Consider the following 12,582-nt stretch of genomic DNA (forward strand, 5'->3'; position numbering starts at 1 on the left):
TGGGCGCGGCGCGATCTCCTTGCCCGCCCCTCGGCGTCCGGCTCAGGGGGCGCCGGTGAACTGGCTCGCCGTGAAGACAGCCCCCTGCGGGTCACGGACCACCGTCGCCCGGACCCACGGCAGGTCCATGGGCTTCTGGAGCACCTCGCCACCCAGCTCCTCGACCCGGGCAGCGATCGCGTCGGCGTCGTCGACGGCGAACGTCACGTCCCAACGGGCCGCGTCGTCGGATCCCTGGGGGATCAAGGACAGCGTGGCCACCGCCTCCTCGAAACGGGCGGGTGCCCCGAACTCGGCCTGGCGCTCGCGATTGCCCGGGTTGCGCTGCTCCAGGAAGTCGCCGTAGGCCGGCAGCGCCCACATCTGCCCGTCCCCGACGTCGATCGCCTCCCAGCCGAAGACGGCGCCGTAGAACTTCTCCGCCGCGCCGCCGTCCCGGGTGTGCAGGTCGTTGAAGTTCACCGACCCGTGGGCATTCACGCGCTCGGCGCCTCGGTTGTCCCCCGCCTGCCACAGGCCCAGGAGGGCACCCCCGGGGTCCTTCACCATCGCCCGGCGACCGGTGGCACCGCCGGGGCCCAGGTCGGTCGCCGGGACCACGATCTCACCACCGGCGGCCCACACCCGGTCGACGACCGTGTCGACGTCGTCGACACGGATGTAGGAGTTCCACGCGGTCGCCTCGCCCTCTCGCGAACCGATCGCCGCCACGGTCTCGCCGTCGATCCGGGCGTAGGCGTAGCGAGCCGGGGCGTTCGGCGGGGTGCGCTCCTCGAACTCCCAGCCGAAGAGGCCTCCGTAGAACGTCTGGGCGGCATCGACGTCGGGCGGGGTCAGGTCCACCCAGCAGGGAACGCCGGCGATGTATCGGTCAGTCATCAGTTGCTCCTCGGTGTCGGTGACGATTCGTCCACCACGCTAGGAGCGATTCAGGTCAGGTCCTGACCGCTGAGGAAGAGCAGGTTCCCGTCGTTCCGGACCACGCGCAGGTGTCCCGGCAGGTCGATCCACTTCTGCCCGCGCCAGTCGGTGACCAGGCGCTCCATCGCGACGACGTGCTCGTGGAAGAGCTCGGACGAGGGAGATCCGGCCTCCAGGGCGGCGAGACGCAGCACCCGGGTGCGCACCGATGCGGCCAGTGCGGCCAGCCCCTCGACCGGCAAGGTGATCGTCGGCCCGTCGGCCCCCGCGAGGGACGAGTACGCCGCATCGGCGAGCTCGTCGAGGAACTCCATGTCAGGGCGCAGCAGCTCCGCGGTGCGGGCCAGCGCCACCGCGACTCCGGGCCCGAGCTCGCTCTCCAGCACCGGGAGCACCGTGTGCCGCACCCGTGCCCGGGTGAACCGTGGGTCCTGGTTGTGGGGGTCGGACCACACCTCGATCCCCTCCGCCTCGCACGCGGCGACCGTGTCGGCCCGGGAGACGTCGAGCAGGGGCCGGGCGAAGACGTCGAAGGAGCGTCGCATCCCGGCCACCGCACGCCCACCGGATCCGCGGGCCAACCCGAGGAGCACCGTCTCGGCCTGGTCGTCGCGAGTGTGCCCGAGGAGCACCGACGAGGCCTCGAAGTGGGTGGCCATCTGCTCCAGCACGGCATAGCGCGCGTGCCGGGCGGCCGCTTCGGGCCCCTGCCCCGAGGCAACGGGCACGTCCACGCGAGCCGACACCGTCTCGTCGGCCCCGAGCCCGGCCATCTGCTCCACGACCGTGGCCGCGCGCTGCGCCGAGGCGTCCTGCAGACCGTGGTCAACAGTGGCACCGACCACCTTCAACGACATCTTGTGGCCCTCGAAGACTGTCGCCGAGAGCAGCGCCAGCGAGTCGGCGCCACCCGAGCAGGCGACCAGCACGGCGCCGCCCGGTTCCACGGCAGCGAGCACGCGTCGTACGACGAGGCGCACCGCGGCCAGCGCCGGGTGCAGGGTCATCCGTGGACCCGGGCCACCCAGGCGGACGGGTCCGCGATCTCGGCCTTGTCCGGCAGGTTCTCCGGGGACTCCCAGACCGCGTTGAAGCCGTCCATCTCGACCTTCTCGATCACCGCTCGGACGAACTTCGCACCGTCGCGGTACTGCGCCATCTTGGCGTCCAGCCCGAGCAGCCGGCGCAGGATCCGGTCGAGTCCACCGACACCCTTGCGACGCTCGTTGAACTTGCCACGGATCTGGTCGACCGTCGGGATCACCTCGGGCCCGACCCCGTCCATCACCACGTCGGCGTGGCCCTCGAGCAGTGACATCACACCCGTGACACGGTCGATGACCTCACGCTGCTCCGGGGTGCTGACCATGTCGAGGAGAGATCCACCCTGTCCTCGCAACGACTCCCCGATGCGCTTGACGCCCTCCTCGATGGCCTTGCCCGTGTCGATCGACTCGGAGAGCGAGGTCATCATCGAGTAGAGGTGGTCGCGCATCCAGGGGACGGCGGTGAACTGGACCCGGTGGGTCTCCTCGTGCAGGCAGACCCAGAGCCGGAAGTCGGTGGGATCCACCTCCAGCTCCCGCTCGACGTGGACGATGTTCGGGGCGACCAGCAGCAGGCGCCCGTTGGGCTCGAAGAACGGGTCGAACTGTCCGAGCACCTTCCCTCCGAGGAAGCCCAGCACCAGCCCGACCTCGGCGCCGGTGATCCGCGACCCGACGGCGCGCCCGATCGGTCCGGGAGCACCCTTCTTGCCGGAGAGCTTGTCGACGATCGGGGTGAGGATGGTGGCGAAGGAGTCGGCGTTGGCCTGGATCCAGCCGGGACGATCGATCACCAGGACCGGTGCCGTTCGTTCCGCGGCGGTCAGCCCGGTGAACTCACGGACCAGGCCGGTGGACCGGTCGGCGCCGGCGCGCAGCTCGTCGACCGCATCGGCGGCGGCGAGTGCGGAGACCTCCGGTCCGTCCCCGGCCAGCCGGGATCCGAGTCGGACGGCAAGGTCCCAGTCGATCATCGACGACGTGTCAGTCATGCGCCGAGCCTAGCCGGGCACGACGAAGGAGTGCTCCGCGTGGCGAGGGAGTCAGGACGAGCAGCGGCAGGCAGCGAGGGCTGCGGTCAGGTCGTCGAGGGCGTCACGGGCACCGAGCGTCTTCGGCACCTTCACCTTGTCGGCCAGGAACACGAAGGCGAGGACGTTGCCGTCACGGTCGGTGGTCACCCCGGCCAGTCCGTGCACCCCGGTCAACGTTCCGGTCTTGGCCCGGACCCGGCCCAGGCCGGCGTCGTCGCTGTCGCCGAGGCGTCCGGTCATCGATCCGGTGAAGCCGGCTGCCGGCAGCGCCGAGATCACCGGACGGAGCTCCGGGTGCTTGGCCTTCGCGTCGACGGAGAGCACGTCGAGCAGGGCCTGCGTGGTGAGACGGTCCTCGCGGGAGAGTCCGCTGCCGTCGCGGATGACGGTGTCGGCCAGGTTGACGCCGAGCCGCTTGAGCACCGTCCGGACCGCCGAGGCACCGCCGGCGAACGAGCCGTCGCCGCGCTCCTCGACACCCACCTGGTGGGAGAGGATCTCGGCCCCCTCGTTGTCGCTCACCGACACCACCCGGTCGACGATCTGCCACACCGGCGCGCTCTCGACGGCGGCCAGCTCCCCGGCCCCGTCCGGCGCGGTCGCGCGCTCCGGCGTACCGAGCACGGTGATGCCCGCCTTCTCGAGCTCGGCGGCGAAGACCGACGCGGCCGCCGCCGACGGGTCGCTCTCGAATCCCCAGCCGTCCTGCTTGATGCCCTTGTCGACCCACAGCGCAGTGATCGGCGGGACCACGGCGTCGGGGACGTAGCTGGCCGGCCAGTGCGGGTTGACGCTGGGCCCGGTGAAGAGCGAGTCGTCGAAACGGAGGCGGACCGTGTGCCGTCCGTCGGCCCGCAGGTCCTTGGCCGTGGCCCTGGCCAGGGTGCGGACGTCCGCCTGGGGCGGGTACGACGAGCCGGTCGGGGGCGTGCGAGTCAGGAACGGGTCTCCCCCACCGACCAGCACGATGTCCTTGGTCCGCTTGCCGGCGACCACCCGGGTGCGGAACGTGCGGTCGGGCCCGAGCGACTCGAGCGCCGCGGTGCCGGTCAGCAGCTTCATGGTCGAGGCCGGGATGAACCTCCCGGCACCGTTGTCCTCCCACACGCTGCCGTCGAGGCTGCCGACCGCGATCACGCGGTGCTTGCCGAGGTCCTTGTCGGAGGCGTACGGCGCCAGCGCGCGGCGTACCTTCGCCGGGTCGACCGCGGTGTCGGCGGCCAGTGCCGCGGCGACCGCCGGTGGCGAGGACAGCGCCGGGAGCTCGAGGCCGGGCGGCGGGGCGACTGCGGCGGGGTCCGACGAGTCGGCCGGCGCCCACCCCAGCCTCCTCGCCACGTCGAGCTGGAAGGAGGCGAAGGCGGTCGCGACGACCACCAGAACGACGGCGACGGGGAGCCAGCCGGCCAGCCGGCTGCGCCAGGGCGCGCGAGTGTGGCGTCGGTCACCTCGTCCCACGAAAACTTCCCTTCCGAGTGCGCGTTTGCGCCCATTGTGCGCGAAGATGTTGCCGACCCGGCGTTCGGGTCACGATCTTGTGGGCCCGCAGTCGGGCCGCGAAGTGCCGATGAAGCGGAGGAAAGCTGTGCTGGAGTTCGACGTCCTGGTGGAGATCCCCAAGGGGTCCCGCAACAAGTACGAGGTCGACCACGAGACCGGTCGCATCTACCTCGACCGCATGCTCTTCACCTCCACGGCCTACCCCGAGGACTACGGCTACATCGAGGACACCCTCGGCCAGGACGGCGACCCGCTCGACGCGCTGGTCATCCTGCAGGCCCCGACGTTCCCCGGCTGCATCATCAAGTGCCGCGCGATCGGCATGTTCCGGATGACCGACGAGGCCGGCGGCGACGACAAGGTTCTGTGCGTCCCGACGCACGACCCGCGCCTCGAGCACCTGCGCGACATCAACCACGTCTCGAAGTTCGACCGCCTCGAGATCCAGCACTTCTTCGAGGTCTACAAGGACCTCGAGCCGGGCAAGTCCGTCGAAGGAGCCGAGTGGGTCGGCCGCACCGAGGCCGAGGCCGAGATCAAGGCCTCGTTCGAGCGGGCGAAGAAGTCGGGGCACTGAGCCACCACTGACACGAAGGAGCGCGTCGCGGGCATGGGCCCTTGACGCGCTCCTGTCATTTCGTGGTCAGTCGCCCCAGGTGAGGAGCTCCTCGGCGCGCATCACCTCGGCCGGGATGCCGAACGCGTCGACGAGGTCGACCGCGATCGGGCGCACCTTGCGGCACAGGGCGTTGATCTCGCGGGAGATGGCCTTCGAACGCTGGCTGGTGAGCCGGCCGTGCTCCATGAACCAGGCCCGGTCGGCCTCGATCGTGGTGAGCGCAAAGAGGTCGACCATCAGCCCGAGGGCGACCTTGTTGTCACCGTCGGGCATCTCGGCGACCTTCTCGACGAACGCGTCGAGAACCAGCGACTCCACGTGGGCGCGGGCCGTGTCGATGACGTGGTCCTGCACGCGTGAGAAGACCTCGCCGGCCTCCATGCCGGAGTCCACACCGCGCTTGAGGCGACGAGCGACACCGCTGAGCATGTGCTCCTCGCGGAAGCGGAACATCGCCTGCTGGAAGTGCGGGTCGAGCAGGCCGGCCTCCTGGTCCCACTCGTCCCCGCCGGGCAGGAGGTCCTTCACCCGCTCGAGGAGCTTGTGCACATTGGTGCGCTCCAGCACCGTCTCGACCGCGGTGCTGGCCACGAACTTCACCATGCCCAGCTGGTCGAGGTCGGAGAAGTCGCTGGCATAGCCGGTCAGCAAGCCCTTCGCGACCAGCTGCAGCAGGACGTGGTTGTCGCCCTCGAACGTGGTGAACACGTCGGTGTCCGCCTTGAGGGCGTCGAACCGGTTCTTCGAGATGTAGCCGGCACCACCGCAGGCCTCGCGGCACTCCTGGATGGCCCGGGTGGCGTGCCAGGTGCCCAGCGCCTTGGTGCCGGCTGCGCGTGACTCGAGGGCACGACGGGCGGTCTCGTCGTCGTCCGCTCCGGAGAAGACGTCGTGCAGGCGACTGGCCAGCACTTCCTGGGCGAAGTGCAGCGCGTAGGTGCGTGCCAACAACGGGAACAGCCGGCGCTGGTGCTGGCCGTAGTCGAGGAGCAGCTCCTCGGGGGCGTCCTTCGACGTCTCGAACTGGCGGCGGCGCACGGCGTACTTCACCGCGATCGCCAGGGCCAGCTTGGAGGCGTTGATCCCGGCGCCACCGACGGAGACCCGGCCGAGGACGAGGGTGCCGAGCATGGTGAAGAACCGCTTGTCGGGGTTCTCGATCGGCGACTCGTAGACGCCGGTGGGCGTGACGTCGGCGAAGCGGTTGAGCAGTGCCGTCCGCGGCACCCGGACACCGTCGAACCACAGGCGCCCGTTGTCGACCCCGTTGAGCCCCATCTTGCGGCCGCAGTCCTCGATGCGTACGCCGGGGGCGGGCTCGCCGTCGACGCGGATGGGCACCAGGAAGGCGTGCACGCCCTCGGACGTGCCGCCGATCTCGAGCTGGGCGAACACGACGGCCATCTCGGCATGCCGGGCGGCATTGCCGATGTAGTCCTTGTGGGCCGACGGGTCGCCCGTGGTGATGACGAAATCCTGCGTCTCCACGTCGTACGTCGCCACGGTGCCGAGCGCCTGGACGTTCGACCCGTGGCCGGCCTCGGTCATCGCGAAGCAACCCATCAGCCTGCCGCTGATCGTGTCGGCGAGGTAGGCGTCGTGGTGGTGCTTGCTGCCGAGCTGTTGGATCGCGCCACCGAAGAGGCCGAACTGGACGCCGATCTTGACCAGCACCGACAGGTCGCCGAACGCCATCGTCTCGAAGGCCGCCACGGAGGCGCCGATGTCGTCGGAGCCGCCGTACTCGCTGGGGAAGCCGACCCCGGTCTGGCCGGTCGCGGCCACCTCGACCACGACCTCCTTGACCCGGTCGCGGAACTCGTCGCGCGTCAGGGTCTCTGCCTCTTCGAGGATGCCGGCGTTCTGCGCGAGGTTCTTGCGGACGAGGGACCTGACCTCGGCGTACTTCCCGTCGAGCAGGCGGGTCAGCTCGGCGACGTCGACCTGTGGCTGGGTGTAGCCGACCTCTTCGTCCTCGAGGGCGGGGTTGTCTGTCGTGGGCGTCTCGGTGGCCATGTCGTCACCGTACCGGTGCGTCATGTCCGCCCGGAGGCACCTGAACCGGCGGCACCTGCCCCGGCGGGCTCCTGACGCGTCAGGGACGCGCGAAGAAGTTCGGTGGGATCCAGTAGTACATCGACTCCTGGGTGACGTCCCGGCCGGTGCGAGGTGCGTGGATCATCTGACCATTCCCGACGTACAGCGCAACGTGATAGATCGAGGAGGGGCTGCTGGACGAGCCCCAGAAGACCAGGTCACCCGGCTTGAGCTGCGAGGAGCGGATCGGCGTCGAGGCGCCGTACTGCCCGACCGAGTAGTGCGGGAGGTACGTCCCGCCCGACTGCCACGCCTTCATCGTCAGGCCTGAGCAGTCCCACGCGTTGGGGCCGGCTGCGGCCCAGCGGTAGGGCTCGCCGATCTGGGCCCGGGCGAAGTCGATCGCGCGCTGCGCCCCGGAGGAGGACGGCGGAGGCGTCGGGTCCGGCGCCGGCGCCGGCTCGGGGGCCGGCTGCGGGTCCGGGGACGGCTCGGGGTCCGGTTGCGGGTCGGGGGCGGGAGTGGTGGCGGGGTCGTCGGCGGACGCGGGCTCGTCGGACGGGTCGGTGGCGGTGGTCGGATCGGCGGCCGGGACGACCGGGTCCTGCTCCTCCTGGGCTGCCTGGGCCGCTCGGGCTGCGCGTTCCTGCGCGGCCCGCTCGAGCGCGGACTGGCGCTCGCTGGCCAGGCTCACCGAGATGTCCTGCAGGTCGGCCAGCTCGGCGATCAGATCGTCCTTCTGGGCCGCCACGGACGTGGCCCTGGAGAGCGCGGCCTGCTCCTGCTGCTCCGCCGTACGCCGTGCCGTCTCCGCATCGGCGGCGAGGTCCGCCGCGTCGTCGTGGGCGTCGTCGGCCTCGTCGGCCGTGATGTCGGCGACGGTGCGGGCTGCTTCGTAGCGCGCGGTGATGTCGCCCATCGAGGCGTTGATGTTGTAGACCGTGTTGGCGCTGTCGACCATCGAGGTGGTGCCGTCCTCGGTGACGACCTTCGACATCGCGGTGAGGTCGGGAGACAGCTCGTAGGTGGCCGCGAGCATCTCGTTGTAGGAGGCCTCCTGCGTCTCGAGCCCCTTCGCTGCGGAGTCCGCCCGGGCGTCGGCCGCCGCGGCAGCCTTCTTCGCCTGCTGCAGCTTCCAGCGAGCTGCGTTGTAGGCCTCCGACGCCTGCGCCGCCTCGACACTGGCGTCCTGCAGGCTCTGGTTGGCCATCACCAGGTCCGCCTGGACCGCGGCGACGTCACGCTCGGCGTCGTGGGCGGCATCCTCGGCGGCGTCGACCTCAGCCTGGGACGGGGTGTCTCCGTCGGGATCGGCCACTGCCGCCGGCACGGTGAGGGTCAGCGCCAGCAGCCCGGCGAGGGCCGCGAGCAGCGGGCGCCCATGAATGGTGCGTCGAGTGGTGCGTCGCACGAGATCAAGTCCCCTTTGTCGTCTGGAGACCTCGGGCGACTTCCCCATCGCCCGAGGCACTTTGAGCACGCTAGTGCTCACAAGTCACAAAGGAAACACTTTTCACAGGTTTTCTCGAAATCCTCGGCGTGTCGGCTTGACAAACCACATCCATGTAATTCTTGAACTACAACCATGTCATTCAGGTTGACCCCCCAAAAATCACCGATAGTCCCTACCGCTTGGCATCCGAAATGGCGCGGTCGGGCTGCCAGGCGTTAGGGACTATCGAGGAGATTGGAACTGGAGAGGGGGTGCGAGCGATCAATCCCGGTCGATGGGGATCTGGGAGGTCGTCGTCGTCGGATGACTGGCGAGCCCATGTCTGTCGAACTTCTGCCCGGAGGCCAGGCCCCCGACGTAGAACGAGATCACCGCAATCGCGATGCCGGCCACGTCGTCGGCGATGTAGTGCCAGCCGAAGTAGAGGGTGGCCACGATCGTGATCCCGAAGTTGATCCACAGCAGCCAGTGCACCCAGCGCACCCGGATCGTGTACTGCGCCATCAGCGCGACGAGCAGCGTGATCGCACAGTGCAGGCTGGCGAACCCGGCCACCGACTGGACGGCGCCGTCGAGCCCGGACCAGTAGACGCGCACGCGACCGTAGGAGAGCGCCTCCATCAGGTTGCTGGCCCCGGTGTTGTCGAGGTTCTTGTAGAGCCAGGGGTACTCGAAGCCCGGGCCGAGCGTGGGCAGGAGGTAGTACGACGCCGTGCCGAGGCTCCAGGCCAGGCACTGGGACGTGGCGAACCAGTAGCCGTAGCTGAGGTTCTTCGACCAGATCAGCCACGCGGTCAGGACCAGCGGGACCATGGGCAGGAACCACAGGTAGATCAACGACAGGAAGTGTGCGGTGATGCCGGTGCCGAGCACGTTGTGCAGCACGACGGCCGGTTCGTGGCCCAGGAAGATCGCCTGGTCGAGCAGGTGGAGCGGGCGGTCGAACTTGTAGTCGACCCCGAGGACCGTCGGCAGCGCGGACTTCAGGTTCCGGTAGCTGACATAGGTGATGTAGAAGCAGACCAGCCCCATCACCACGAGGGTGAGGCGCTCCCGGTTCCAGTGCGAGTGCCACCGCTCGACCACGATCGGCCACATCTTCTTCGGGTGCATCTTCGACAGCCACAGCGTGCGCGGCAGCATGTCGAGGAGGAGCGCGCCGAAGACCAGCAGCGGCAGTCGCAACCAAGAGGGACCGAGGAAGCCCTCAGGGTCCACGACCTTCTGGTCGACACTGACCGTCACGAGGATCGCGAGCAGCCCCATCAACGAGGCGACTCCGATCAGGAGGACATAGGCACGGCGATACACAGGCGCAGTCTAGGGGAACCGTGGGCGTGGCCCAGCCTCTGGCACGACCGCCAGACGGTCCCGAGCAACCTCCAGTCGCACGGTCGCGCCGGGCCCCGGCGCCGCGACGCCCTCGGATGTGACAGCCGCCACCACACCGACGCCAGGCACGTCGACCTCGAGGCGTACGGCGTCCGGGGTGACCCGTGAGGCCAGCACCGAGCCGGACAGCGGGCCCTGCTCGCGGACCCGGAGCGCCGAGCGTCGCAGCGCGACCTGGCCGGCGGAGTCGAGCCCCGCGGCGTGGAGGATCACCCGCGCGGCCTCACCCGAGAGGACCGTGGGGTAACCGAGGAACTTCGCCGCCTCGGCATCGACGGGGTGCTCCCACACGTCGACCAGCGCACCCTCCTGGACCAGTCGCCCGGCACGCATCAGCGCCATCCGATCAGCGACGGCGAAGGCCTCCTCGTGGTCGTGGGTGACCAGCAGGGCCGTGGTGCCGGCCCGGGTGAGGATCTCGCGCAGGTCGACGGCGAGGCGTTCGCGCAGTGACCTGTCGAGCGCGCTCAGCGGTTCGTCGAGCAGCAGGAGCCGAGGCTCGACGGCCAGTGCGCGGGCCAGGGCCACTCGTTGCCGCTCGCCGCCGGAGAGCGTGGCCGGCTGGCGATCCGCGAAGCCGGCCAGGCCGACCAGCTCGAGCAGCTCCTCGACCCGCCGGCTGGTCTGGCTGCGGGAACGGTGCCGGATCCGCAACGGGTACGCCACGTTGTCACCCACACTCCGGTGGCCGAACAGCTGACCGTCCTGGAACATCAACGCAAAGCCACGCTTGTGCGTGGGTACGCCGGCCAGGTCGGCGCCGTCGTACGAGATCGTGCCGGCGCTCAACCGCTCGAGGCCCGCCACGGCCCTCAGCAGTGTCGACTTGCCACAGCCGGACGGCCCGAGGACCGCGAGCACCTGGCCGCGGGGCAGCTCCAGCGTGACGTCGTCCACGGCAAGGTTCCGGCCGTAGGCCACGCGGACGTTCTCGAGCACCAACATGTCAGAACCCTCCCACTCCGGGCACCCGCAGCCGCTCGACCACGAACATCACCGTCGCCGTGGCGAGGGCGAGGACGACGGAGGCAGCCAACGCCATGCCGTAGTTGTGCGTTCCCGGCGTGCCGAGCAGCCGATAGATCAGCACCGGGAGCGTGGGGTGGTCGATGCGGGCCAGGAAGGAGGTCGCGCCGAACTCTCCCAGCGAGATCGCGAACGCGAAGCCGGCGGCGGCCAGCAACGGCTTCCACACCACGGCCAGGTCGACGGTGCACAGCGCTCGCAGGGGTGAGGCGCCCAGGGAGTACGCCGCCTGGCGCTGCCGGTCGTCGATGCCGGCCAGCACCGGCACCAGCGTGCGCACCACCAGCGGCATGGCGACCAGGGCCTGCGCCATCGGGACGAGCATCGGCGACTCACGGAAGTCGACCGGCGGATGGTCCAGGGTGATCATGAAGCCGAAGCCCAGGGTCACCGCGGAGATGCCCAGCGGCAGCATGAAGAAGCCGTCCAGCAGGCCGCGGAGGCGACGCTCGGCCGGCGAGTGCGAGCGACGGGTGACGATCACGGCGACCAGCCCACCGATCAGCAGCGAGATCCATGTCGCGTCCACGGCCGTGCGCAGCGAGTTGAGCAGGGCCTCGGTGACACTGACGTCGACCAACGAGCCGGTGCCGGCGGAGTCCAGGGCACGGAAGTTGGCGAGGCTCCACGCGCCGTCGACCCGCAGAGCGCCCACGACCAGCGTGCCGATCGGCACCGCGACCAGCAGCAGCCCGGCCGCGGCCAGCGACAGCGCGGGGACGTCGTACGCCGTGACCCGGGCGGGAGGAACCGCACGCCGCGCGACCGGCGCCGGCGCCGAGCGCGCCCGGTGTGCCAGGGCGAGCAGCACGGTGACCACCACCAGCTGCAGGAGGCACAGCGCAGCCGCGCCCGGCAGGTCGAAGAGGTTGGTGGTGAGCAGGTAGATCTCCGTCTCCACGGTGGCGTAGCGGAGTCCGCCGAGCACCAGCACCACGCCGAACGCGGTCGAGCAGAAGAGGAACACCACACTGGCCGCGGACACGATCGAGCCACGCAGCGCCGGGAGGGTGGCGGTCGTGAAGACCTGCCACGGCGAGGCACCGAGCGCGGCGGCGGCCTCACCGGGGCGCGGGTCGAGGGCCTCCCACGCCGAGCCGACGGTGCGGACGACGACCGCCAGGTTGAAGAACACCATCGCGGCGATGATCGTGACCGGTGAGCCGTCGAGGTCGAGGGGCGCCAGGGCCGGGAGGCGGACGAGCTGTTCGAAGGCGATGCCGACCACGACCGTGGGCAGCACGAACGGCACCAGGAAGGCGGCCCGCAGGAGGCGGCGTCCGGGAAGGCGAAGCCGGTGGAGGACGTGGGCCGTCGGGATGCCCAGCAGCAGCGTGACCACGGTGGCCGCGCTGGCCGACCAGACCGTGAACCACAGCACCCGCAGCACGCGCGGGCGCCGGAGCACCTCCCAGGCTGCACCCGGGGTGAGGCGACCGTCCGACCAGAGGCCCTCACCGAGCATCCCCGAGACCGGCAGCACGAAGAAGACACCGAGCACCAGGACTGGCAGGAACGCCAGCCCGGCAAGGGTCAGGAGTCGCTTCACGGGTG

General features: G+C 70.2%; 10 protein-coding genes. 1 reads left to right on the forward strand and 9 read right to left on the reverse strand.

Going from position 1 to position 12,582, the window contains the following annotated elements:
• Positions 1-42: 42 nt before the first annotated feature.
• The 4 genes from ncot_RS17585 to dacB are packed head-to-tail and all read right to left on the reverse strand — an operon-like array spanning position 43 to position 4,459.
• Positions 43-879: a VOC family protein gene (locus ncot_RS17585; protein WP_168618766.1), complete on the reverse strand. Its 837-nt coding sequence runs from the start codon at positions 877-879 to the stop codon at positions 43-45.
• A 50-nt stretch (positions 880-929) separates the two neighbouring features.
• Entirely contained in the window at positions 930-1,928 is a 999-nt protein-coding gene (gene tilS, locus ncot_RS17590) for a tRNA lysidine(34) synthetase TilS (protein ID WP_168618767.1), read from the reverse strand.
• Positions 1,925-2,959: a zinc-dependent metalloprotease gene (locus tag ncot_RS17595; protein ID WP_240937958.1), complete on the reverse strand. Its 1,035-nt coding sequence runs from the start codon at positions 2,957-2,959 to the stop codon at positions 1,925-1,927. The genes tilS and ncot_RS17595 overlap by 4 nt, the downstream gene beginning before the upstream one ends.
• A 51-nt stretch (positions 2,960-3,010) precedes the next feature.
• Positions 3,011-4,459 (reverse strand): D-alanyl-D-alanine carboxypeptidase/D-alanyl-D-alanine-endopeptidase, encoded by a 1,449-nt coding sequence (gene dacB, locus ncot_RS17600; protein WP_168618768.1) that lies wholly within the window; start codon positions 4,457-4,459, stop codon positions 3,011-3,013.
• A gap of 130 nt (positions 4,460-4,589) precedes the next feature.
• Here dacB and ncot_RS17605 point away from each other — a divergent pair, with 130 nt between their 5' ends.
• Positions 4,590-5,078 (forward strand): inorganic diphosphatase, encoded by a 489-nt coding sequence (locus ncot_RS17605; protein WP_168619443.1) that lies wholly within the window; start codon positions 4,590-4,592, stop codon positions 5,076-5,078.
• Between the two features lie 66 nt (positions 5,079-5,144).
• Here ncot_RS17605 and ncot_RS17610 read toward each other — a convergent pair whose 3' ends face one another.
• From ncot_RS17610 to ncot_RS17630, 5 genes are all read right to left on the reverse strand, one after another.
• Positions 5,145-7,136 carry an acyl-CoA dehydrogenase gene (locus ncot_RS17610; RefSeq protein ID WP_168618769.1) on the reverse strand — a complete coding sequence of 664 codons (1,992 nt, stop codon included), beginning with the start codon at positions 7,134-7,136 and terminating at the stop codon, positions 5,145-5,147.
• Between the two features lie 79 nt (positions 7,137-7,215).
• Positions 7,216-8,568 (reverse strand): C40 family peptidase, encoded by a 1,353-nt coding sequence (locus tag ncot_RS17615; RefSeq protein WP_168618770.1) that lies wholly within the window; start codon positions 8,566-8,568, stop codon positions 7,216-7,218.
• Between the two features lie 303 nt (positions 8,569-8,871).
• Complete coding sequence (locus ncot_RS17620) at positions 8,872-9,921, reverse strand: phosphatase PAP2 family protein (protein WP_240937960.1); 1,050 nt, start codon at positions 9,919-9,921, stop codon at positions 8,872-8,874.
• Between the two features lie 9 nt (positions 9,922-9,930).
• Positions 9,931-10,947, reverse strand: coding sequence for an ABC transporter ATP-binding protein (locus ncot_RS17625; protein WP_168618771.1), 1,017 nt, complete (start codon positions 10,945-10,947; stop codon positions 9,931-9,933).
• Between the two features lies 1 nt (position 10,948).
• Positions 10,949-12,577, reverse strand: a complete 1,629-nt coding sequence (locus ncot_RS17630; protein ID WP_240937961.1) for an ABC transporter permease subunit — start codon at positions 12,575-12,577, stop codon at positions 10,949-10,951.
• Between the last annotated feature and the right edge of the window lie 5 nt (positions 12,578-12,582).

The organism is Nocardioides sp. JQ2195 (assembly GCF_012272695.1).
Classification (GTDB): domain Bacteria; phylum Actinomycetota; class Actinomycetes; order Propionibacteriales; family Nocardioidaceae; genus Nocardioides.

What these genes read in the sequence shown, in the direction of transcription:
- ncot_RS17585 (WP_168618766.1), bottom strand. Translation starts at nt 879, where the DNA reads ATGACTGACCGATACATCGCCGGCGTTCCCTGCTGGGTGGACCTGACC.
- tilS (WP_168618767.1), bottom strand. Translation starts at nt 1,928, where the DNA reads ATGACCCTGCACCCGGCGCTGGCCGCGGTGCGCCTCGTCGTACGACGC.
- ncot_RS17625 (WP_168618771.1), bottom strand. Translation starts at nt 10,947, where the DNA reads ATGTTGGTGCTCGAGAACGTCCGCGTGGCCTACGGCCGGAACCTTGCC.
- ncot_RS17595 (WP_240937958.1), bottom strand. Translation starts at nt 2,959, where the DNA reads ATGACTGACACGTCGTCGATGATCGACTGGGACCTTGCCGTCCGACTC.
- ncot_RS17610 (WP_168618769.1), bottom strand. Translation starts at nt 7,136, where the DNA reads ATGGCCACCGAGACGCCCACGACAGACAACCCCGCCCTCGAGGACGAA.